This is a genomic window from Providencia sp. PROV156, from assembly GCF_028480905.1.
Lineage (GTDB): Bacteria > Pseudomonadota > Gammaproteobacteria > Enterobacterales > Enterobacteriaceae > Providencia > Providencia hangzhouensis.
On record NZ_JAMPPE010000037.1, the window covers coordinates 1 to 23,179 of the forward strand.

Sequence of the window (23,179 nt, forward strand, 5' to 3'; positions counted from 1 at the left end):
CCAGTGTCTAAAGAATATCCAGAGGTCGTTTGTGATTGTAAATTACCCGATGATTGCACACTTGAAGTCGAGATTGAATTTGGTCAACAAAAAGAAACTTATCGCCAAAATGGGATTAAAAAAGATTTTTTTCATATTATCGAATTTAAAGGTAAAAATAGTTTTCTAGCGGCAGAGCTTTCTGATTTTAATAATATTTTCAACATTGAAAAAAATCCTGAATCGTTTTTACCTGAAATCTCAGTGCCTTTTAAGGTAAAGACCTGTTCGAAGGTATGTGTCTCTAATAATCCTGAGTGCCCCATTGGAAATGTCTATGGTGATGTTGCCTATGACTTTGGGCAATCAACATCTTATAACAATAAAGTGGCACAAGTACCTCAAGGTGTAAAACCGATTGGGGAAGTCAAGAATACGTTTGTGGGTAAAGTCACGCCAGCTAAGGCATTAGATATTCCGTTAGTTTACACAAAACAATTTCGTCAATTTGGTGCAGAGGTGATGAATCCGTTTACGGTGTTGGCTGATTTATTCGTTGATTTGTGGAATGATTTGGATGATGAATACGCCGTTAGTAGATTGAAACATACCCAAGAATATCGATTATCGATTGCCGAATGTGGGCACAAACCGTTTGAGCCCAAAATGTATAATGCCTCAATCAACAATAATATTTTGTTAAATGCAGGGGCTTTCGTGTATCAAAAATTTGGTTCGAGGTCGGTTTTTGATACAAAGTTCTATTTAATTTTACAGCAAAAAACCAAAATTGATTTAACGATTGCGTTCAATGAAAAAACAACAGGTCAAAATGATGTTGCGAGAAAAAAATTAACCGCACAAAAGAACCAAGCGTTAGGCCATAACGGCTCAAAACCTCATAGTGGTTGGACAAAATCAGGGACAGAACTGACAACCTCAAGCATTAAATTTGAAGGTTCAATCTCAAAAATACTGGGGATGGACAGTAAAAAATGGAGTGCGGAACTGAAACATGAATACTCACAATTAAAAAAGAAAAAAGAGCTTTCTTTGCTTGAAAAAGTAAATAAAGGCGTCGATAGTTTTAATCGATTATTATCGACCGCTCCAGATAAAAGCCCAAGTAAGTACAAACAACAAGAATATGAATTGGCAAAATTTGAGCTTATTTATCCGACAATCAAAGTCAGTGGTAGCCGAGAAATTGCATTAACAAAAAATAATCAAGTCATGCCTAAATACGATGTGTATTTACGTGGCGACCCGTTTTTTGGTTTCAAATTCACATTTGACATGATACAGGCTTTCGCTGCTTATTTTGGTATCAACACTATTGTCACCGTTATTCGAGAAAGGGGGACACAGAGTGAAGGGAAGGTCAATAGAGGGGAAGATGGGGCATTTATTGGTGTCCAGCTTGATTTAACCTTTAACCTGTCTTTAAACTGCGGCGTAAAATATAAGACAGAGAGTGATGGCATTACAAAATTTGATGAGAAAAGTAGTGATGTCCACTTATCGTTCACAATGAGCTGTGTAACGAACATCCGCGGAGGCTTTCGTTATTATGGTATCTCAGGCTTTTTTAAAGCGGAAGCGAAAGTAACCGCAGTTGTAAAAGCGGCTTGGGTTCCAAATGGAAATGGTGAGATTGTTTTTTATCATGAGGGGATAAAGGCTTATGCGAGTGTTGAATATGGTGTAGGGATCGGAAAAAAAGAAACAGAAGAGAATAATGACGCTGGTAAATTTGGTCATTCAAAAAAGAATATCAAAGTCGAAGAATCAACCAAGCCACTAGATAAGGAGTGGATTATTCATGAACCGTTATCCAAAGAAAAATCAGAGTATCGTTGGTCTATTTTCTCACCATCTAACGAAAGCTATGGGGCATCAGAGATCTGGTAAGCGTCTTTCGTTGAAAAACGTATTGCATATAACGAGTATTATAATGGTATTAGGTTTTAGTGGAGTCAGTATGGCAAAAAATACAATGGATGAAATTTATTTGATTAATTTATCCTCTAATAATGCAGGCTGCGGTATAAAAATTAATGATATGCTTATTATGGATAATGAAAATGCTACTGAAGGGATGTATTCTGCAGGCCAAAATATATCGAGTATGCTAACCAATGAACTAAATACATTAAGTTTAATTATGTATAATGATTCTGTTCTAGCAGAAGAAGAAAAACTAACACCGGAAATGTGGTGTGAGGTGGAACTAAATAAGTTATCCGAAAATGGTAATAGCACATTTATATCAGGTATTAAATTAGCTGGAAATAACGATGGAAAAATAATTATTTCCGATAAATATAAACATAATATGGATCAAGTTTATTTCGGTGGCTCCAATAGAAAAAGTGAAGGAAGTATGCTAGAAGCAAAAAACCAATTTAATTTACAAGGGCTCCCCAAATGGCAATGGGAAAAAGCAACGCCTGTAACGGAATCCGATATTCCTAAGGTTCAAGCGTTTTATTTAGAGCTACAACAAGCCTTTGCTGATAAAAATCTCAACAAATTAAAAGCAATGGGTAAAATATCATGGGATGAGTTTGCTTATGCAGATAATAGTTCCCCTGATCTATTTTGGAACTCTCTAGAATTTAAAGAAATGCTAGATGAAGGATATAAGCCAGCTAAAATAGATTGGAGTCGCTATATATTCAGTACTTATGAAGATAAACGAATATTCCGGTATGAAATTGGTTTTAGCCGACTGTCACCAATAAAATTAGTTAGCCCTGAAGGTCGAACATTTCACTACAATCCCTATTTATCCATTATTGATGGAAAAGTCACGATTGTTCGATAAGGAATTAATTTATGCCAAACATTATTCTTATTGGTGATTCTGATACAGGCCATGGAAAACATGGCCCTACCCATGTGATTACAGGTTCACCAACGGTAAAAGTCGATGGTAAAGCGGTTGCTCGGCAAGGAGATGCGTTAGCGCCTCACGGTGGGCATTCAAGAACTATCGTTGGTGGATCAAGTAGTGTATTTATTGATGGCAAGCCTGCGGCCAGAACAGGTGATACAGTAAGTTGCGGTGGCGTATTAATTGGTAATTCAACGGTAAAAATTGGTTAGAAAATACGATGTTCTGACAGATAATAATTGAGTTCGCTAGGATTGATGATAGTAAAGAAATTAGTGTTACACCAGATAGTCAATATTAACATTAAGTGGTTAATATAAGGATATTTAATGCGCAAGTTAGCGATAGGTTTGGTATTAGTGATGGTTGTAATTTTTACTCTGTTAGTTAATTCTTACAATACAATCCAAAAAAATGATGAGTTAGTCTCTGCGGCAGCGTCAGAATTATTAAACCAATATCAGCGTCGATTTGATTTGATCCCTAATCTGGTCAGTACAGTTAAGGGATATTCAAGTCATGAAAGCAATGTGTTACAAGAAATTGTAAAGGCGAGAGCGTCTGTCGGGAAAATTAATGTGGATGGTCGCGTGTTTGATGATCCTGAAATTTCTGCGAGCTATCAAAAAGCTCAAGATAATTTAGGGCAATCTCTATCACGTCTGTTAGTTATTTCAGAAAATTACCCTGAATTGAAAGCAAATTCACTCTATCAAGACCTGATGGTACAGTTGGAGGGAGCTGAAAATCGTATTTCAGTTGCGAGAGGGCGGTATATAGAGGCGGTACGCCATTATAATACTCAAATTAGGCAATTCCCCTATAACTTAATTGCGGAATCTATGGGGTATGATAAAAAAATTAATTTTAACGTTGAGAATGGGCATGAAATCAAAAGAACACCAATGGTGGATTTTAACTCATGATACGTAATATTTTATTTTTATTTTCCTTGCTTTTATTTAGTGCTATTGCGAGCGCATCAGTGAATAATACACCCCCATTAAAAATAGATAGGGTCATTGATCGTGCAAATTTATTAACGGCGCAGCAATTCAAAACGCTAAATAATTTATTGATTAACTTTGAAAATAATCGGAATGATGGTTCACAATTTGTTGTTTATATCGTTCCGACTACTGGGAGTGAAAATATCGAAACTTTCGCAAATCGTGTTTTTAATCAATGGGGGATAGGTAAAAAGGGGCTTGATAATGGATTACTGCTTGTTGTGGCAATAAATGACCGCAGTGTTCGCTTTGAAGTCGGGTACGGCTATGAGGGGACATTTACCGATGTTCTTGCTGGGAGAATTATTCGAAAAAATATGTTGCCGTATTTTAGAGCAGAAAACTATTATACGGGTATTGAGCAAGGGATTATAAATGCCATTCATGTAGCTAATGATAGACCAATAAGCTCAACGAATTCTTTGACAGATCTTATTCCTCTTAAAATATTACAAACACATTTTATTTTAATTTATGTGATAATATTAGGGCTAATTTATTGTTTTCAGCTTGTATTTTCAACGAAAAAATTAAAAAGAAAAATTAATCAAGTGATAGCGCAGTCAGGTAAAAAAAAGAAAAATTCAGAAAAGCGAGGATATAAGATAGGTGCAAATCAGCTAAAACGGTTAAAAAATTATCTGAATTACTCATTCTATTTTCCAACATCATTTTCGCTGTATTTCCCTGTAGTGTTTTGTTCAGTCGTTGTCATTTTTTATACACAAATAATTCTTAGTGGTATTGTTAACCCTTTTATCTTATTACTGATGGTGGTGTTATCATTATTCTTTAACCTTATTTCATTAACCGTGTTGTTTATTGGCATCAATATCTTATTTCCGATTTATCGACAGCAGAGAAAAGAATGGAAAGCGATTTGTGAGTTCAGTCGATTTGGTTCACCTTTTTATCAACCTTCATATTCAGTAAACACATCCCATAAACACGCTTCTAATTTTACTTCCAGTCACGATTTCAGCTCATCAAGTTCATCAAGTTCATCAAGTTCGTCAAGTTCATCAAGCGGTGGGGGAGGCGGTTCTAGCGGTGGTGGCGGTGCTTCGGGGCATTGGTAAAGTGTCTACTAAGGTCTTGATTTAGGTTTATAAGTAAGCGTCAGGTGAATCCCACCTAGCTGGTCGTGTATTAAATGTATTGATTTGGTTAAATTAATGTTCCCTTTCAGTAAGAGTACCAATAATCTTGTCATGTATTTCAGTAAGTTTTGAATACCTCCATTGATGAGGAAGGTCATCGCTACGATGATCCGTTGGAGCTTCAAAAACTGGTATTTTTTAGATGCGGTCAATAAACAGCATTGAGTGATAACTTACCACAGCGTAATAGTCAACTAACCAATACGATCCCATTTTTTATCGTGTTACTCTTTATGGCTTTTTATACACTTTGGGGTTTTATGGATAGACACTCATCTAAAATGTATGCATTTCAGGATGCAATTAATTATAACAAAAGCATTTATGACTCGTATAATGAACAAGGCAGTAGCCCTCCAAAATATTTAGATAAATATGTTCCATACTTTAACAAAGAAAAATAAGTATATGGGTCTATAATAAAGCATATTATACTGGTGAGCTTAGCCGTAATAGCCAGGCAGAAATATTTTTAATAATTGCCTGGCTAATTTTTGAGCTGCATAGCTACCTAAAAGGGCTTCTCTAAATCTATTTAGTGTACTTGGCTACTCCACCTTAGTGACGCAAAAACCAACACCAAACCCGAAATAGTTAGTACTAAACCTAAGTGTTGGCTCCAACCAGCGACCATTAGACCGATGGCGAGTCCGATGTAGTAAAATAAACCTAAAATTGCTCCGGCGGTGCCTTTTTGCTCACCATAACGGTTTAATGCATGGGCAAGTATGTTCGGGATCGCAATTCCGTAACCAATAACGACACCAATAACTGGTAAAACAAACCAAATAGAATCCATTAGAGCAAAAACTAAGCAGCCACTAACTAAAGAAATGATACTCGATAGCTTAACAAGTTGTTCAGATGTGTGTTTTTTAGCCAATAAATAGCGATTTGATATCGAACCTAAACCGACCCCAAGCGCTAATAATATCCCAGTTAATCCAAACTGTTGTTGAGTGAGCATTAATTGTTCAAAACTGAAAGGTGCCAGCTGATAATAGCTAAATAAATTAATGTTGAAAAATGCTATCAAGATCACATTTCTAATAATTTCTTTATCTGCAATCATGCGTAAAAATGTCTCAATAAATGAGACTTGCGTCACGTTTTCAGGCTTGGTCTCAGGTAAACGACAGGCGGACCAGAGAAAAAGCACTGCTGCTAAAATCGCTAAGCCGATAAAAACGGCACGATAGCCACCAAAATTGGCTAACCCAGCACCAGATAACATTCCCAAAGCGGGGCTAATTGCTAAAGCAACTCCCATAATAGAAAAAACTTTCGCTAATTCATGGCCTTGGTAGCTATCGCGCATGGCAGTTTGTGTGCCAATTGAACCTACGGCAGCGCCAAATGCTGACAACATTCTCATTAATAATAATAAATAAAAATGTGTGACAAATAACGCGCCAACAGAGGCAATACCATAAATCAATAAACCCGCCAAAATAGTCGGGCGGCGCCCTAAGGTGTCACACATTCGTCCCCAAAACACCACGCCTAATGCAAAAGCAAAGAAATAAAGCGACAGTGTTTGTGAAGCTTGTTCCGCATTTACTGAGAAAGCACTGGCGATATCAGTGAGAGCGGGGCTGTATATGGTTTCCACAATTTGAGGAAACATCATTAAGGCAACAGCAAGCCATAATGAAAGAGGATGTTTCATACTTTTTCCTGCCAATCTACTAAAAATAAAGGGTCTAATCGGATACAACGATTTAATAGCAGGCAGTTTAGTGTTATTTTTATTGTCTTATTACAATAATAAAGACTATAAATATCAAAAAAGAGACATTATGGCTTGGTTAAATCAAACAGATGAATTTCAAACTCACTGGTACCATGCCCCAGTATTGGGAATTGCAGCAAAATTGGGGCAGCATGACTCAGGTTTTCATAAACATGAAATGGGACAGCTTTTGTTTACACAACAAGGGTGTATACGGATTTCACTGGAAAATCGCCTGTCTTTGCTTCCCCCTGGTAGAATGGCTTGGATCCCACCATTTGTTCTTCATCGGGCGCAAATGAGGGCATCAGTGGGATATCGTTCGGTTTATTTATCAGAAGAATATGCCAAAGAAATCGGGAACGATGTGGTTATTTTAAATATTTCACCATTGCTAAGGGAAGTGCTAGAACGTATTGCTATTGCTCCGTTTGATAGTGATTGGCAGCAGGGGCGTTTGGCCAACTTATTACCGGTATTTATTGATGAATTACAGAGTGCTGCTTTAGAACCAACACTGTTAGCACTACCGCAAGATAGGCGCTTTAAAGGGGTTGATATCGAACAATTACCACCGAATTTAAACCAATTAGCGCAAACTATCGGTGCGAGTGAGAAGACGATTACACGGATTTTTTTTAAAGAAACAGGAATGAGTTATCAAGCATGGCGCCAACAGTGGCGTTATATTAAAGCCATTGAATTACTCGCACAAGAAAAGCCATATCATTATATTACTCAAGAACTTGGCTTAACAAGTGATAGTGCGTTTATTAGTTTTTTCCGTAAAATGAGTGGGATGACCCCAAGGGAATATCAGCAGCAGTAAGCTAAATGACTTTGGTAAACAAACATGAAAAAGCCCCGAAAATTCGAGGCCTTAGCACATGTAGGAGTTCAGATTTAATTAAATATTATTTTTTTGATAATTCAGAGTTGAATTCACGTTTGTCATAGCCGGTATATAGCTGGCGAGGACGTGCAATTTTCAGGCCGTCATCGTGCATTTCATTCCAATGTGCAATCCAGCCAATGGTACGTGCAATGGCAAAAATAACAGTAAACATTGAAGATGGAATACCCATTGCTTTCAATATGATACCTGAATAGAAGTCAACGTTCGGGTACAGTTTTTTCTCAATGAAATACGGGTCGTTTAATGCGATACGTTCCAGCTCCATAGCGACTTCCAGCAAGCTGTCATTCAAGCCAAGTTCATTTAGAACTTCATGGCAAGTTTCACGCATTACGGTTGCACGTGGGTCATGGTTTTTATAAACACGGTGACCGAAGCCCATTAAGCGGAAAGAGTCATTTTTGTCTTTAGCGCGCTCGATAAATGCAGGGATGTGCTCAACGGTTTGGATTTCTTCCAACATACGTAAGCAAGCTTCGTTAGCTCCACCGTGAGCAGGCCCCCACAGTGAAGCGATACCCGCTGCGATACAAGCAAATGGGTTTGCGCCAGATGAACCCGCAGTACGAACTGTCGATGTTGAGGCGTTTTGTTCATGGTCGGCGTGCAGAATCAAAATACGATCCATTGCGCGTTCTAAAACAGGATTAACTGTGTATTCTTCACATGGTGTAGAGAACATCATGTGCAAGAAATTACCCGCGTATGACAGATCATTACGTGGATAAACAAAAGGTTGGCCAATTGAATATTTGTAACACATCGCTGCAACTGTTGGCATTTTTGATAGCAGACGATAAGCCGTAATTTCACGGTGGCGTGGGTTATTCACGTCTAATGCATCGTGATAGAAGGCAGCTAGTGCGCCTGTAACACCACATAATACAGCCATTGGGTGTGAGTCACGGCGGAAACCATTAAGCATGCGAGTAATTTGCTCATGGATCATGGTGTGGCGAGTCACCGTATTTTTAAATACGTCATATTGTTCTTGAGTCGGTGCTTCACCGTATAGCAGGATATAACAAACTTCGAGATAAGAGGCTTCAGTAGCGAGTTGATCGATAGGGAAACCACGGTGTAACAGAATGCCTTGCTCACCATCGATATAGGTGATTTTTGATTCACAGGATGCAGTAGAAGTAAAACCAGGGTCGTAGGTAAAGAACCCTTTAGAACCTAAAGTTCGGACATCGATAACGTCTTGACCAATCGTTGGGCTTAAAATATCTAGGTCAATATCACCCTTACTACCAGTCGTTAGCTTAGCTTTGTTATCAGCCATTACGGTCTCCTTAGCGCTTGATAATCGACACCCAACAACCCAGAAGCTCAGCGTTATACTGCGTCTTCGTGCATTGTTCTACCGGTATGCTTTGGAAATCAGCTAGCTATCACATAAAACCTGAAATCTGAGACCGATGACAATGTAGTTAGGTTGTTTATGAGTGTGTAGATGTTATGTTCTTTTTGTTGTTTTCCCTACAATATCATTATTTGTGGTAAGAGGAACAACTTTCATAACTTTTGTTATTAATACCCATCATAGTTCAAATTGAAGAGTACTTAACATTGCAACATTCACGTTTTTTTCTTTTACGATGAAGTGTCAACAGCACCGTTAAGATAATTCTGCCAGACCTATATGTAAGATAAATGTTGAATCATTGTCAAATAAGATAAGCACATTTATACAAAATGTTTAAATCGTGATCCTTCTCACTGTTCGGGCTAAATGTCTCCAAACATTTTGTGTGGGAATTGTAATGGCATTGTGAAGACTTTATACTAGCGGCAGGTCTCCGGATTACCCTGTAGTAGGAGTTCCCAGCGTGATCAGTATGCAACTTTATTTAAACATGATGGATTAGAGTTTGTGTTAAGTTGCATTTTGTACCCCCTGTCGCTGTCTGATTTCCACCCCAGGTCCGGAGGATGGAAAATAATAAAGAGCTGTGTGGGCAAAATTGTGAAAAAACAAAGACCTGTCAACCTTGATTTGCAGACGATTCACTTCCCGATCACTGCAATATCTTCGATCTTGCACCGTGTCTCTGGCGTCATTACTCTCATCGCAGTTGGTATTCTGCTTTGGTTGTTAGGGACATCTCTCTCCTCTCCAGAAGGTTTTCAATACGCGTCTGAAATAATGACTGGCTTTTTTGCTAAGTTCATTCTTTGGGGCATCTTGACGGCTTTGGCTTACCACATCTGTGGTGGTATTCGTCATATGCTAATGGATTTCGGTTGTGTTGATGAAACGCTTGCTGCTGGTAACTCATCTGCAAAAATTACATTTGTCATTACCGTGATTTTAGCAATTCTGGCGGGGGTTTTAGTATGGTAAGTAATGCTTCAGCTTTAGGCCGTACTGGTATCCAGGACTGGCTATTAATCCGTGGTTCTGCGATTGTCATCGCGCTCTATGTACTCTACATTGTTGGTTTTGTTGCTATTAATGACATTACCTATGACGTCTGGCGTGGTTTTTTCGCCTCTTCTGTGACGAAAGTATTCACTATCCTCACGTTGTTCTCGATTCTTGTCCATGCGTGGATTGGCATGTGGCAAGTGCTGACTGACTACGTTAAGCCTTTAGCAATTCGTTTAGTGTTGCAACTGGCTATCGTTGTAGGTCTGTTGGCTTATTTAATTTACGGAACAATTGTTGTGTGGGGTGCATAAATGAATCTGCCAATCAGAGAGTTTGACGCTATCGTTATCGGTGCTGGTGGCGCAGGTATGCGTGCTGCACTGCAAATTTCACAGTTGGGCCTGTCATGTGCTCTGCTGTCAAAAGTCTTTCCAACCCGTTCTCATACTGTTTCAGCGCAAGGCGGTATTACTGTTGCGTTAGGTAATACTCACCCTGATAACTGGGAATGGCACATGTACGATACCGTGAAAGGTTCCGACTACATCGGTGACCAAGACGCTATTGAATACATGTGTAAAACAGGGCCAGAGGCTATCCTTGAATTAGAGCATATGGGGTTGCCATTCTCTCGCCTTGATGACGGAAGTATTTATCAACGTCCATTTGGTGGTCAGTCTAAAAACTTCGGTGGTGAGCAAGCTGCACGTACTGCGGCTGCGGCTGACCGTACTGGCCACGCACTGTTACATACCTTGTATCAGCAGAACTTAAAAAACCACACAACCATTTTTTCAGAATGGTATGCCCTTGATTTAGTTAAAAACCAAGATGGCGATGTTGTAGGTTGTACTGCAATTTGTATGGAAACAGGCGAATTAGTTTATTTCAAAGCGAAAGCAACTATTTTAGCAACCGGTGGTGCTGGGCGTATTTACCAATCAACCACTAACGCACACATCAATACAGGTGATGGTGTGGGGATGGCTGCTCGTGCAGGTGTTCCACTACAAGATATGGAAATGTGGCAATTCCACCCAACGGGTATCGCAGGTGCGGGTGTTCTCGTTACTGAAGGCTGCCGTGGTGAAGGTGGTTACTTGCTGAACAAAGACGGTGAGCGTTTCATGGAACGTTATGCGCCGAATGCGAAAGACCTTGCGGGTCGTGACGTTGTTGCGCGTTCTATCATGATTGAAATTCGTGAAGGTCGTGGTTGTGATGGCCCATGGGGTCCACATGCTAAACTGAAATTGGATCACTTAGGAAAAGAAGTTCTGGAATCTCGTTTACCGGGTATTCTTGAGTTATCTCGTACCTTTGCTCACGTTGACCCAATCAAAGAGCCAATCCCAGTAATTCCTACTTGCCACTACATGATGGGCGGTATTCCGACTAAAGTTACAGGCCAAGCCATTCGTTATAACGAAAAAGGTGAAGATGAAGTCATTCCTGGCTTGTTTGCAGTCGGCGAAATTGCCTGTGTATCAGTACACGGCGCTAACCGATTAGGCGGTAACTCACTCCTCGACTTAGTGGTATTTGGTCGTTCAGCGGGTCTGCATTTGAAAGAGTCCATCATGGAACAAGGTTCAATGTGTGATGCGTCTGAATCTGATATCGATGCAGCGATGACTCGTTTTAACCGTTGGGAAGGTGCACGTACTGGTGAAGACCCAACTGAAATCCGTAAAGCACTGCAAACCTGTATGCAGCATAACTTCTCGGTATTCCGCGAAGGCGATGCCATGGCGAAAGGTTTAGAAGAGCTGAAAGTGATTCGTGAGCGCCTGCAAAATGCACGTCTTGATGATACCTCGACTGAGTTTAATACTCAGCGTATCGAATGTTTAGAACTGGATAACCTGATGGAAACGGCTTATGCAACGGCACAAGCTGCAAACTTCCGTACAGAAAGCCGTGGTGCGCATAGCCGCTTTGACTACCCAGAGCGAGATGATGCGAATTGGTTATGTCACTCATTATATTTACCGCAATCTGAAACGATGACGCGTCGTGAAGTCAACATGCAGCCAAAACTGCGTGAAGCCTTCCCACCGAAAATTCGTACCTACTAATGCGTGGTGTTAATCCAGTTGCGGAGAAATAAACTATGAAATTACAATTTTCGATTTATCGCTACAATCCTGATATGGACAACGCACCACGTATGCAAGATTACACGCTAGAAGTTCCTGAAGGGCGTGACATGATGTTGCTGGATGCGTTAATCCAAATTAAAGAGCAAGACCCAACATTATCCTTCCGTCGTTCTTGTCGTGAAGGGGTATGTGGTTCTGATGGTCTGAACATGAACGGTAAAAACGGGTTGGCATGTATTACGCCATTATCCGCGTTAATCCGTGGTGGGAAGAAAATTGTCATTCGTCCATTACCAGGTCTGCCTGTTGTACGTGACCTGATCATCGATATGACACAATTCTATACCCAATATGAAAAAATTCGTCCATATCTTATTAATGATAATAAGAACCCACCGGCGCGTGAGAATTTACAAACTCCTGCACAACGTGAAAAACTCGATGGTTTATATGAGTGTATTTTGTGTGCATGTTGTTCGACTTCTTGCCCATCTTTCTGGTGGAATCCGGACAAGTTTATCGGGCCTGCAGGCTTGCTGGCGGCGTATCGCTTCTTAATTGATAGCCGTGATACAGAAACCGATTCGCGATTAGATGATCTGAACGACGCTTTTAGTGTCTTCCGCTGTCATAGCATCATGAATTGTGTCAATGTATGCCCTAAAGGACTAAATCCAACGAAAGCTATCGGTCATATTAAATCTATGTTACTAAAACATAGTGCTTAATGATGCATATTTAACCCGCAGTGCTCAGGTGCTGTGGGTTAAAATGAAATAGCACAAAATAAAAACATAAGTTAAAAGAAACGCGTAAAGTAAAAACAATGACATGATTTAAATGCGCGGAAGCTCACAAAAGCGCGAAAACGAAATACCAACAAAGAGCGTCAGAAAGTAACATTGTCACCCATAAAAAGTAGTACTTATTAAAACGTTGTCATTACAAAAGCGTAAAAAAGTGAAAGCAAAGAAAGTAACAGCAAAAAGTAGAAAAAATAGCCAACTGCAAAAAAAGATGAAGACGACAGCCCAAGCATAGGGGCCTTTAAAAACCGCAGCCAGTTTTTAAAGGTTCCTTAAAAGGGAAACCCTTACTGATAAAGGGCCTCCCAAAGAGAGAACATGCATAAAGCACGTCCAAGAGAACCTTTATCGAGGTCGCTTAAATGCGGCGATTAGTTAACCACGGCGAAAACTAAAGCTTTAAAAGCTTAAGGGATCACAATGCAGAACGGCGTAATGAAGGACTGGCTGGATTCAAGCTTTCTGGCAGGCGCGAACCAGACTTATATAGAACAGCTCTATGAAGATTATCTGACTGACCCTAACTCTGTCGATGCCGAGTGGAAAGCAATTTTTGATCAACTACCTGGTGCGGCATTAGGTACTAGCGGTGAACAATTCCACTCCCAAGCGCGCGATTACTTCCGTCGCTTAGCAAAAGACTCTACACGTTATCACACCTCTGTTAGCGATCCAGCTATCGACGCAAAACAAGTCAAAGTTTTGCAATTAATCAATGCGTTCCGCTTCCGCGGGCACCAAAATGCGAATCTTGACCCGTTAGGTCTTTGGAAACGTGAATCTGTTCCAGATTTAGACCCAGCATTCCACAACCTGACGAAAGAAGACTTCAACGAAACCTTCAATGTGGGTTCATTTGCTATTGGCAAAGAAACCATGAAACTGAGTGAGCTATATGAGCACCTGAAACGTATTTATTGCGGTTCTATCGGTGCTGAATATATGCATATCACAAATACAGAAGAAAAACGTTGGATTCAGCAGCGTCTTGAATCTGTAGACGTATCTAAAATTTTCTCAGTAGAAGAGAAAAAACGCTTCTTAGCAGAATTAACGGCAGCTGAAGGGCTTGAGCGTTACATTGGGGCTAAATTCCCAGGTGCCAAGCGTTTCTCATTGGAAGGTGGTGATTCACTAATCCCAATGCTGAAAGATTTAATCCACCACGCAGGCAAGCAAGATACCCGTGAAGTTGTTTTGGGTATGGCTCACCGTGGTCGTTTAAACGTTCTAGTTAATATCTTAGGTAAAAAACCTGGCGAATTATTTGATGAGTTCGCGGGGAAACATAAAGACCACTCTAGTGCGGGTGACGTTAAGTATCACCAAGGTTTCTCCTCTGATTTTGAAACCGCAGGTTCTCGTGTTCACTTAGCATTAGCATTTAACCCATCTCACCTTGAGATTGTTAGCCCTGTAGTTATTGGTTCAGTACGTGCTCGTCGTGACCGTCTGGATGAAGGCCGCAGCAATATGGTTCTGCCAATTACCATTCATGGTGACTCAGCAGTAACTGGCCAAGGCGTTGTGCAAGAAACATTAAATATGTCTCAAGCACGTGGTTATGAAGTTGGCGGTACTGTACGTATCGTAATTAATAACCAAATTGGTTTCACTACTTCAAATCCAAAAGATACACGTTCAACCGAATACTGTACTGACATCGTTAAAATGGTGCAGGCGCCAATTTTCCACGTGAATGCAGATGACCCTGAAGCAGTGGCATTTGTAACACGTTTGGCACTGGATTTCCGTAACACGTTCAAACGCGATGTTATGATTGATTTAGTATGCTATCGCCGTCATGGTCATAACGAAGCGGATGAGCCAAGTGCAACTCAGCCAGTGATGTATCAAAAAATCAAACAGCACCCAACACCACGTAAAATTTATGCAGACCGTTTAATTGCAGAAAATGTGTTAAGTGCTAATGATGTCACTGAAATGGTTAATCTGTATCGTGATGCGTTAGATGCGGGTAACTGTGTGGTTGAAGAATACCGTGAAATGGGTCTGAACTCATACACATGGGCTCCATATTTAAACCATGAATGGGATGCATCATACAAATCAACCGTTGATATTAAACGCCTAACTGAACTGGCAACTAAAGTCAGTACTATTCCAGAAGGCGTGGTTGCGCAATCTCGTGTTGAGAAAATCTATGCAGACCGTGCCGAAATGGCGAAAGGTGAAAAACTTCTCGACTGGGGTGCTGCTGAAACTTTAGCGTACGCAACATTGGTTGATGAAGGTGTTCCTGTACGTTTATCGGGTGAAGATGCGGGCCGTGGTACATTCTTCCATCGCCATGCAGTTATTCACAATCAAACGAATGGTTCAGTTTACGTCCCACTGCAGAATATCCATAACGGGCAAGGTGTTTTTAATGTTTGGGACTCTGTTCTGACTGAAAACGCCGTATTAGCATTCGAATATGGTTATGCAACGACAGAACCACGCGCATTGACTATTTGGGAAGCACAATTCGGTGACTTCGCTAACTGTGCGCAAGTGGTTATCGACCAATTCATTAGCTCTGGTGAGCAAAAATGGGGTCGTATGTGTGGTCTGGTAATGCTACTGCCTCATGGTTATGAAGGTCAGGGGCCAGAGCACTCATCTGCACGTTTAGAACGTTACCTGCAACTGTGTGCTGACCAAAACATGCAAGTGTGTGTGCCATCAACACCAGCTCAGGTTTATCACATGTTACGTCGCCAAGCCTTACGTGGCATGCGCCGTCCTCTGATTGTGATGTCACCAAAATCTCTGCTGCGTCACCCGTTAGCGGTTTCTAGCATGGAAGAATTGGCTAATGGTACATTTGAGCCAGTTATCGGTGAAATCGATGAAATCAATCCGAAAAATGTGAAACGCGTCGTTCTGTGTTCAGGGAAAGTCTATTACGATCTGTTAGAACAGCGTCGTAAAAATGAACAAACTGACGTTGCTATCGTGCGTATCGAACAGCTATATCCGTTCCCACACGAAGATATCCAAAAAGCGTTGGCGCAATTTACTGATGTAAAAGACTTTGTATGGTGTCAAGAAGAGCCATTAAACCAAGGTGCTTGGTATTGCAGTCAACATAATTTCCGTGAAGCTATCCCAGCTGGGGCAACTTTACGTTATGCAGGTCGAGCTGCTTCTTCATCTCCAGCAGTTGGCTATACGTCCGTACACCAGGAACAACAAAAAGCCCTGGTTAATGACGCTTTGAACATTGAATAATTAAAGGATAGAAAATGAGTAGCGTAGAAATTCTTGTTCCCGATCTTCCTGAGTCCGTTGCAGATGCTACGGTTGCCACATGGCATAAAAAACCAGGTGACAGTGTTCAGCGTGATGAAGTACTGGTTGAGATCGAAACAGATAAAGTCGTTTTAGAAGTTCCTGCAAGCGAAGCGGGTGTATTAGAAGCTATCGTTGAAGATGAAGGTGCAACAGTATTGTCTAAGCAGTTACTGGGTCGCATTCGTTTAGGCGATAGCACTGGCATTCCAGCTGTAGTGAAAGAAGCACAAGAGTCAACACCTGCACAACGTCAAACTGCAAGTTTAGAAACAGAAAGCAACGATGCGCTGACACCAGCTATTCGTCGTTTAATTGCAGAGCACGATTTAAACCCTGCGGATATCAAAGGGACTGGCGTTGGCGGTCGTTTAACTCGTGAAGATGTTGAAAAACATTTAGCGGCAAATAAATCTGCGACACCTGCGGCGAAAGCACCAGAAGCGCCACAAGCGCCATTAGCGCACCGTAGTGAAAAACGTGTTCCAATGACTCGTTTACGTAAACGTATCGCAGAGCGCCTGTTAGAAGCGAAAAATACGACTGCAATGCTGACGACGTTTAACGAAGTCAACATGCAACCAATCAAAGACTTACGTAAACAATATGGCGAAGTATTCGAAAAACGTCATGGTGTCCGTTTAGGCTTTATGTCTTTCTATGTTAAAGCTGCGGTTGAAGCACTGAAACGCTACCCAGAAGTGAATGCTTCTATTGATGGCGATGATGTGGTTTACCATAACTATTTCGATATCAGTATTGCTGTATCAACACCACGTGGTCTGGTAACGCCAGTGCTGCGTGATGTCGATGCAATGAGCATGGCTGATATCGAGAAGAAAATTAAAGAACTGGCTGTCAAAGGTCGTGACGGTAAATTAACTGTCGAAGACTTAAGTGGTGGTAACTTCACTATCACTAACGGTGGCGTATTCGGTTCTCTGATGTCTACACCTATCATTAACCCACCACAGAGCGCGATTTTAGGCATGCATGCGATTAAAGACCGCCCTATGGCTGTAAATGGTAAGGTAGAAATTCTTCCTATGATGTATTTAGCACTGTCTTACGACCACCGTTTAATCGATGGTAGTGAGTCAGTTGGCTTCTTAGTCGCTATCAAAGATATGCTGGAAGACCCAACTCGTTTACTGCTGGACGTATAGCAACATAACAGGGCAGGGTACAACTTGCCCGGTCTGAAGTAACCGATGCAACCCGTTCGCGGGTTGCTAAATCAGTAACAATTGCAGGAGGCGAATAAACGCCTCTTCAGACTCAATTATGGATAGAACATCATGAATTTACACGAGTACCAGGCAAAACAGTTGTTTGCACGTTATGGGATGCCTGCACCGACAGGTTATGCCTGTTCATCAGTTGCTGAAACCGTCGATGCAGCTAAAAAAATTGGTAACGGCCCATGGGTAATTAAATGCCAAGTTCACGCTGGTGGACGTGGTAAAGCGGGTGGCGTGAAAGTCACTAGCGATATCAATGAAGTTAAAGCGTTTGCAGAACACTGGTTAGGTAAAAACTTAGTTACCTATCAAACAGATGCTAATGGCCAACCAGTAAACCAAATTTTAGTTGAAACTGCGACTGACATTGATAAAGAACTCTATTTAGGTGCTGTTGTTGACCGTAGCACTCGCCGCGTTGTGTTCATGGCTTCTACCGAAGGTGGCGTGGAAATTGAGAAAGTCGCAGAAGAGACCCCAGAGTTAATTCACAAAGCGATTATCGACCCACTGACTGGCCCAATGCCTTTCCAAGGTCGTGAGTTAGCATTCAAATTAGGTCTAACTGGCAAACAAGTTAGCCAATTTGCGAAAATTTTCATGGGCCTAGCAACATTATTCCTAGAACGTGATTTAGCATTAGCTGAAATCAACCCACTGGTTATCAGCACTGCGGGTGATTTAGTTTGCTTAGATGGTAAATTAGGTATCGATAGCAACGCGTTATATCGCCAACCTGAAATCCGTGAACTGCGTGATGAATCACAAGAAGATGCGCGTGAAGCACAAGCAGCTCAGTGGGAACTGAACTATGTTGCATTAGACGGCAACATCGGTTGTATGGTTAACGGTGCAGGCCTTGCAATGGGTACGATGGACATCGTTAAATTACACGGCGGCGCACCAGCTAACTTCTTAGATGTTGGCGGCGGCGCGACAAAAGAGCGTGTAACTGAAGCATTTAAAATCATTCTTTCTGATGAAAACGTGAAAGCGGTTTTTGTTAACATCTTTGGTGGTATCGTTCGTTGCGACCTGATTGCAGACGGCATCATTGGTGCAGTTGAAGAAGTTGGCGTAAATGTACCGGTAGTTGTGCGTTTAGAAGGTAACAATGCAGAGTTAGGTGCTAAAAAACTGGCAGATAGCGGCTTGAACATCATCGCTGCAAATAGCCTGACAGATGCAGCTAAGAAAGCAGTAGCAGCAGCGGAGGCTAAATAATGTCTATTTTAATCGATAAAAACACTAAAGTAATTTGCCAAGGTTTCACTGGTGGTCAAGGTACATTCCACTCAGAACAAGCGATTGCTTATGGCACGCAAATGGTCGGTGGTGTGACTCCAGGTAAAGGTGGCACTGTTCACTTAGGTCTACCTGTATTTAACACTGTTCGTGAAGCTGTAGAAGCAACGGGCGCAACAGCCTCTGTTATCTATGTTCCAGCACCATTTTGTAAAGATTCTATTTTAGAAGCTATCGATGCAGGCATTAAACTGATAATCACCATCACTGAAGGTATCCCAACGTTGGATATGCTGACAGTGAAAGTGAAATTAGACGAAGCAGGCGTTCGTATGATTGGGCCTAACTGCCCAGGTGTTATCACTCCGGGTGAATGTAAGATTGGTATCCAACCTGGTCATATCCATATGCCAGGTAAAGTCGGTATCGTTTCGCGTTCAGGTACGTTGACTTATGAAGCTGTTAAACAAACAACAGATGCAGGCTTAGGTCAATCGACTTGCGTAGGTATTGGTGGTGACCCAATCCCAGGTTCAAACTTCATTGATATCCTGAAATTATTCCAAGCGGATCCGCAAACTGAAGCTATCGTCATGATCGGTGAAATCGGTGGTAACGCAGAAGAAGAAGCGGCGGCTTATATTAAAGAGCACGTCACTAAACCTGTTGTCGGTTACATCGCAGGTGTAACTGCGCCAAAAGGCAAACGTATGGGGCACGCAGGTGCAATCATCGCTGGCGGTAAAGGCACAGCTGATGAGAAATTTGCTGCATTAGAAGCGGCTGGTGTGAAAACCGTTCGTAGCCTTGCAGACATCGGTGATGCAGTAAAATCATTACTGAACAAATAAGTGATTCGCTAGGCAACTAGCAAGAGTAAGAGACGAAAGCCCGTGCTCATGTGAGCGCGGGTTTTTTTTATGGTTTACAAAAATATTTCAAACAAATTTTATGTGGTTATGCGGTTTTCTGAAAAGAGTGTCTATACTTAAAAATACGTATTACAGGCTTATATGAAGGAAAATTGATAATGAGGGGCAACTAGACGAGTAGGGGGCGCTAATCGCATTTTGTGCAAAAAATAGCAAAATTGCGGCATGTCAATTTTATAATATTGACGACAATTCAATTAAACCAATATAACCGTTTAGTTGATAAAAACGGCTATATTAATAAAATTCATAATAAGTTTAAAATAAGATACTATTACAAATTAAATATTCTTTTTTCGAGGCTTTAATTCAATGATTATATTTTTTGTTAATCTTTGGAAAAATTAAGAACATTTGTATCATTATCAATAACAGCATTTTAACAAGTAAATAACCATTAATTGACTGACAGGTATATCAATTAACAACAGGAAAAAAATTGACGTAAATCAATTCATTGCCTCTGGCTTTATTTGTTCAAATTGCTTAAATTGGTGCTCGATCAAATACTCGGTTTTCTATTAAAGGGTATAATTATTGATGTAAATTCAGAATTCAAATCTGAGTCACGTAAAAGAAGTTTATTGTGTGTGAAGATAGGCGTACTATTATTATAGTAACGTTTGTTCTTTTAATTTTGTTAATTATTTGTTGTTTTGAGGCATTTTTTGCTGGTAGTTAAGAGGCTTTCTAAGTATTTAAAACTGGAAGCTGGGTTGCCGCAAGTCGGTGTCTTCCTGCTAGGAGCAAGGAGTCAAGATGTTTGATATTGTCGAACTGTCACGATTACAGTTTGCCTTAACTGCGATGTATCACTTCCTGTTCGTACCATTAACGCTAGGTATGGCGTTTTTGCTTGCGATCATGGAAACGGTATATGTACTGTCAGGCAAACAAATTTATAAAGATATGACTAAGTTCTGGGGTAAGTTATTCGGTATTAACTTTGCTCTGGGTGTTGCAACGGGTTTGACCATGGAGTTCCAATTCGGTACTAACTGGTCTTACTACGCTCACTACGTTGGAGATATCTTCGGTGCACCTCTTGCAATCGAAGGTTTGATGGCGTTCTTCTTAGAATCTACCTTTGTTGGTTTATTCTTCTTTGGTTGGGATCGTTTAAGCAAAAAACAACACCTTGCTGTAACATGGTTAGTTGCTTTAGGTTCTAACTTCTCTGCTTTGTGGATTTTGGTCGCGAACGGTTGGATGCAAAACCCAATCGCTGCTGATTTCAACTTTGAAACCATGCGTATGGAAATGGTTAGCTTCTCTGAGCTAGTCTTGAACCCAGTCGCACAAGTTAAATTCGTCCACACAGTTGCTGCAGGTTATTGTACCGGTGCAATGTTTATCTTAGGTATTAGCTCTTACTACCTGCTTAAAGGTCGTGATGTTGCTTTTGCTAAGCGTTCTTTTGCAATTGCGGCAAGTTTTGGTATTGCAGCGGTTCTATCTGTTATCGTTCTTGGTGATGAATCAGGTTACGAAATGGGTGACGTACAAAAAACGAAACTTGCAGCCGTTGAAGCTGAGTGGGAAACTCATGCTCCTCCAGCCGCGTTTAACTTAATCGCTTGGCCAGATACCGAGAAACAAGAAAATAAATTTGCTATCTCGATTCCTTGGGCGATGGGTATCATTGCAACCCGTTCTGTCGACACACCTGTTTTAGGCTTGAAAGACCTAATGAAACAACACGAAGTTCGCATTCGTAACGGTATGATTGCATACGGTCAGTTACAAGAACTTCTTGCAGGTAATAAAGATCCTGAACTGCGTGCGGCATTCGAAGCAAGCAAAAAAGATCTTGGATATGGTCTTCTGTTAAAACAATATGCACCAAATGTTGTTGATGCAACTGAAGCTCAAATCCAAAAAGCAGTGAAAGATAGTATTCCTAACGTTGGGCCTCTGTTCTGGGCATTCCGTATCATGGTTGGTGTTGGCTTCCTGTTACTGTTGATTATTGGCTGGGCATTCCTGTCAGTAGTTCGTAACCGTATTGGTCAAAATAAACTATTGCTGCGTATTGCACTACTCGGTATTCCATTACCATGGATTGCAATTGAATCGGGTTGGTTCGTTGCTGAATATGGTCGTCAGCCATGGGCAATTGGTGAAGTGTTACCGGTTTCGGTTGCACACTCCAACTTGACAACCCATGACCTGATCTTCTCTATGGTATTGATCTGTGGTCTGTACACACTGTTCTTAATTGCTGAAATGTTCTTAATGTTCAAATTCGCTCGTAAAGGGCCAAGTAGCCTGAAAACCGGTCGTTACCACTTTGAACAGAAAAACACTTCTGCACACGACGTTCAGTAAATAGGAGTCCACTTATGTTTGATTATGAAGTTCTTCGATTTGTGTGGTGGATCCTTATCGGTGTATTACTGATTGGGTTTGCTGTCACAGATGGCTTTGACATGGGCGTTGGCTTCTTATTACCTATCTTAGGTAAAACAGATACTGAACGCCGTATCATGATTAACGCTGTTGCACCTCACTGGGATGGTAACCAAGTTTGGTTAATCACTGCGGGTGGTGCTATGTTCGCTGCATGGCCACAAGTTTATGCTGCGGCATTCTCCGGCTTTTATGTCGCTATGATTTTGGTATTAGCAGCATTGTTCTTCCGTCCGGTTGGTTTCGACTACCGTTCAAAACTGGAGAACCCAAAATGGCGTAATATGTGGGACTGGGGTCTGTTTATTGGTGGTTTCGTTCCACCATTAGTTATCGGTGTTGCGTTTGGTAACCTGTTATTAGGTGTTCCACTACAAATCGATAACCAGCAGTACCTGACTTATACAGGTAACCTGTTTGGTCTGCTAAACCCATATGGTCTGTTAGCGGGTGTTGTCGGCTTAATGATGATTGTGACGCAAGGTGCAACTTATTTGCAAATGCGTACCACGGGTGAACTGTACTTACGTGTTCGTAAAGCGACTTATATCTGTGCATTAGTTACTTTAGTTGCTTTCGCAGGCGCAGGTGTTTGGTTAGTAATGGGTATTGATGGTTATGTTGTTACTTCAACTATCGATACATTGAGTGTTTCTAACCCACTAAACAAGACAGTCGCAGTTGAATCAGGTGCTTGGTTGACTAATTTCAACACTTACCCAATTCTGTGGGCGTTGCCTGCTCTGGGTGTAGCACTACCGTTAGTCACAATGCTGTTTAGTAAAGCAGACAAAAATGGTTGGGCGTTTGTGAGTTCTTCATTAACTATCGCTTGTATCATTTTAACCTGTGGTGTAGCAATGTTCCCATTCATCATGCCTTCAAGCATCATGCCAAACGCAAGTTTGACCATGTGGGATGCAACATCTAGCTTGTTTACACTGCAAGTGATGACTGTTGTTGCTATTATCTTTGTTCCAATCGTACTGGCATACACCGCATGGTGTTACTATAAAATGTTCGGTCGTTTGGACAAAAACTTCATCGAAGGCAACAAGCACTCACTGTATTAAGGAGCATAAC

General features: G+C 41.0%; 18 protein-coding genes. 16 read left to right on the forward strand and 2 right to left on the reverse strand.

All coding sequences use genetic code 11. The annotated features are described in order from the left end of the window. The 5 genes from PSF31_RS19630 to PSF31_RS19650 all read left to right on the forward strand — a co-directional run. Positions 1-1,890: hypothetical protein (locus PSF31_RS19630; protein WP_272683288.1), on the forward strand; the 1,890-nt coding region annotated here is incomplete at its 5' end. 70 nt (positions 1,891-1,960) lie between these two features. Beyond that, entirely contained in the window at positions 1,961-2,806 is an 846-nt protein-coding gene (locus PSF31_RS19635; RefSeq protein ID WP_232062945.1) for a hypothetical protein, read from the forward strand. A gap of 11 nt (positions 2,807-2,817) precedes the next feature. Beyond that, on the forward strand, positions 2,818-3,087 hold the full coding sequence (locus PSF31_RS19640) for a type VI secretion system PAAR protein (protein WP_004256880.1): 270 nt from the start codon (positions 2,818-2,820) through the stop codon (positions 3,085-3,087). Positions 3,088-3,204: 117 nt separating this feature from the next. Next, positions 3,205-3,801 carry a LemA family protein gene (locus PSF31_RS19645; protein ID WP_004256874.1) on the forward strand — a complete coding sequence of 199 codons (597 nt, stop codon included), beginning with the start codon at positions 3,205-3,207 and terminating at the stop codon, positions 3,799-3,801. Beyond that, entirely contained in the window at positions 3,798-4,964 is a 1,167-nt protein-coding gene (locus tag PSF31_RS19650) for a TPM domain-containing protein (RefSeq protein WP_004256870.1), read from the forward strand. Before PSF31_RS19645 ends, PSF31_RS19650 begins: the two co-directional genes overlap by 4 nt. Positions 4,965-5,580: 616 nt before the next feature. On the opposite strand, the gene PSF31_RS19655 is transcribed toward PSF31_RS19650, so the two are convergent. Further along, complete coding sequence (locus PSF31_RS19655; RefSeq protein WP_096865171.1) at positions 5,581-6,714, reverse strand: multidrug effflux MFS transporter; 1,134 nt, start codon at positions 6,712-6,714, stop codon at positions 5,581-5,583. A gap of 130 nt (positions 6,715-6,844) precedes the next feature. Here PSF31_RS19655 and PSF31_RS19660 point away from each other — a divergent pair, with 130 nt between their 5' ends. Continuing rightward, positions 6,845-7,606 (forward strand): AraC family transcriptional regulator, encoded by a 762-nt coding sequence (locus PSF31_RS19660; protein WP_004256845.1) that lies wholly within the window; start codon positions 6,845-6,847, stop codon positions 7,604-7,606. Positions 7,607-7,691: 85 nt separating this feature from the next. Here PSF31_RS19660 and PSF31_RS19665 read toward each other — a convergent pair whose 3' ends face one another. Beyond that, positions 7,692-8,978 (reverse strand): citrate synthase, encoded by a 1,287-nt coding sequence (locus PSF31_RS19665; RefSeq protein WP_004256842.1) that lies wholly within the window; start codon positions 8,976-8,978, stop codon positions 7,692-7,694. 672 nt (positions 8,979-9,650) lie between these two features. Between PSF31_RS19665 and sdhC the strand changes: the two genes are divergently transcribed. The 10 genes from sdhC to cydB all read left to right on the forward strand — a co-directional run bounded on the left by sdhC (position 9,651) and on the right by cydB (position 23,169). After that, positions 9,651-10,040 carry a succinate dehydrogenase cytochrome b556 subunit gene (gene sdhC / locus PSF31_RS19670; RefSeq protein WP_004256840.1) on the forward strand — a complete coding sequence of 130 codons (390 nt, stop codon included), beginning with the start codon at positions 9,651-9,653 and terminating at the stop codon, positions 10,038-10,040. Continuing rightward, entirely contained in the window at positions 10,034-10,378 is a 345-nt protein-coding gene (sdhD, locus tag PSF31_RS19675; protein WP_004256832.1) for a succinate dehydrogenase membrane anchor subunit, read from the forward strand. Before sdhC ends, sdhD begins: the two co-directional genes overlap by 7 nt. Continuing rightward, a complete protein-coding gene (gene sdhA / locus PSF31_RS19680; RefSeq protein ID WP_096865173.1) occupies positions 10,379-12,145 on the forward strand; it encodes a succinate dehydrogenase flavoprotein subunit in 1,767 nt (588 codons plus the stop codon). Positions 12,146-12,180: 35 nt separating this feature from the next. Next, on the forward strand, positions 12,181-12,897 hold the full coding sequence (locus PSF31_RS19685; protein ID WP_094961832.1) for a succinate dehydrogenase iron-sulfur subunit: 717 nt from the start codon (positions 12,181-12,183) through the stop codon (positions 12,895-12,897). 498 nt (positions 12,898-13,395) lie between these two features. Further along, complete coding sequence (gene sucA / locus PSF31_RS19690; RefSeq protein ID WP_004256820.1) at positions 13,396-16,209, forward strand: 2-oxoglutarate dehydrogenase E1 component; 2,814 nt, start codon at positions 13,396-13,398, stop codon at positions 16,207-16,209. Positions 16,210-16,223: 14 nt separating this feature from the next. Further along, positions 16,224-17,435 (forward strand): 2-oxoglutarate dehydrogenase complex dihydrolipoyllysine-residue succinyltransferase, encoded by a 1,212-nt coding sequence (odhB, locus tag PSF31_RS19695; RefSeq protein WP_096865174.1) that lies wholly within the window; start codon positions 16,224-16,226, stop codon positions 17,433-17,435. 132 nt (positions 17,436-17,567) lie between these two features. Beyond that, entirely contained in the window at positions 17,568-18,734 is a 1,167-nt protein-coding gene (sucC, locus tag PSF31_RS19700) for an ADP-forming succinate--CoA ligase subunit beta (protein ID WP_004256812.1), read from the forward strand. Beyond that, on the forward strand, positions 18,734-19,606 hold the full coding sequence (sucD, locus tag PSF31_RS19705) for a succinate--CoA ligase subunit alpha (RefSeq protein ID WP_004256808.1): 873 nt from the start codon (positions 18,734-18,736) through the stop codon (positions 19,604-19,606). Before sucC ends, sucD begins: the two co-directional genes overlap by 1 nt. An 840-nt stretch (positions 19,607-20,446) precedes the next feature. Next, a complete protein-coding gene (gene cydA, locus PSF31_RS19710) occupies positions 20,447-22,015 on the forward strand; it encodes a cytochrome ubiquinol oxidase subunit I (protein WP_004256799.1) in 1,569 nt (522 codons plus the stop codon). A 14-nt stretch (positions 22,016-22,029) separates the two neighbouring features. Further along, positions 22,030-23,169, forward strand: coding sequence for a cytochrome d ubiquinol oxidase subunit II (gene cydB, locus PSF31_RS19715; protein WP_096865175.1), 1,140 nt, complete (start codon positions 22,030-22,032; stop codon positions 23,167-23,169). Positions 23,170-23,179 lie beyond the last annotated feature (10 nt).

Excerpts from the sequence above, each read along its gene's own strand:
- sdhA (WP_096865173.1), top strand. The coding sequence starts at position 10,379 with ATGAATCTGCCAATCAGAGAGTTTGACGCTATCGTTATCGGTGCTGGT.
- PSF31_RS19645 (WP_004256874.1), top strand. The coding sequence starts at position 3,205 with ATGCGCAAGTTAGCGATAGGTTTGGTATTAGTGATGGTTGTAATTTTT.
- PSF31_RS19665 (WP_004256842.1), bottom strand. The coding sequence starts at position 8,978 with ATGGCTGATAACAAAGCTAAGCTAACGACTGGTAGTAAGGGTGATATT.
- PSF31_RS19685 (WP_094961832.1), top strand. The coding sequence starts at position 12,181 with ATGAAATTACAATTTTCGATTTATCGCTACAATCCTGATATGGACAAC.
- PSF31_RS19640 (WP_004256880.1), top strand. The coding sequence starts at position 2,818 with ATGCCAAACATTATTCTTATTGGTGATTCTGATACAGGCCATGGAAAA.
- sdhD (WP_004256832.1), top strand. The coding sequence starts at position 10,034 with ATGGTAAGTAATGCTTCAGCTTTAGGCCGTACTGGTATCCAGGACTGG.
- PSF31_RS19660 (WP_004256845.1), top strand. The coding sequence starts at position 6,845 with ATGGCTTGGTTAAATCAAACAGATGAATTTCAAACTCACTGGTACCAT.
- sucC (WP_004256812.1), top strand. The coding sequence starts at position 17,568 with ATGAATTTACACGAGTACCAGGCAAAACAGTTGTTTGCACGTTATGGG.
- PSF31_RS19655 (WP_096865171.1), bottom strand. The coding sequence starts at position 6,714 with ATGAAACATCCTCTTTCATTATGGCTTGCTGTTGCCTTAATGATGTTT.
- sucD (WP_004256808.1), top strand. The coding sequence starts at position 18,734 with ATGTCTATTTTAATCGATAAAAACACTAAAGTAATTTGCCAAGGTTTC.
- cydB (WP_096865175.1), top strand. The coding sequence starts at position 22,030 with ATGTTTGATTATGAAGTTCTTCGATTTGTGTGGTGGATCCTTATCGGT.
- odhB (WP_096865174.1), top strand. The coding sequence starts at position 16,224 with ATGAGTAGCGTAGAAATTCTTGTTCCCGATCTTCCTGAGTCCGTTGCA.
- PSF31_RS19650 (WP_004256870.1), top strand. The coding sequence starts at position 3,798 with ATGATACGTAATATTTTATTTTTATTTTCCTTGCTTTTATTTAGTGCT.
- sucA (WP_004256820.1), top strand. The coding sequence starts at position 13,396 with ATGCAGAACGGCGTAATGAAGGACTGGCTGGATTCAAGCTTTCTGGCA.
- cydA (WP_004256799.1), top strand. The coding sequence starts at position 20,447 with ATGTTTGATATTGTCGAACTGTCACGATTACAGTTTGCCTTAACTGCG.
- PSF31_RS19635 (WP_232062945.1), top strand. The coding sequence starts at position 1,961 with ATGGCAAAAAATACAATGGATGAAATTTATTTGATTAATTTATCCTCT.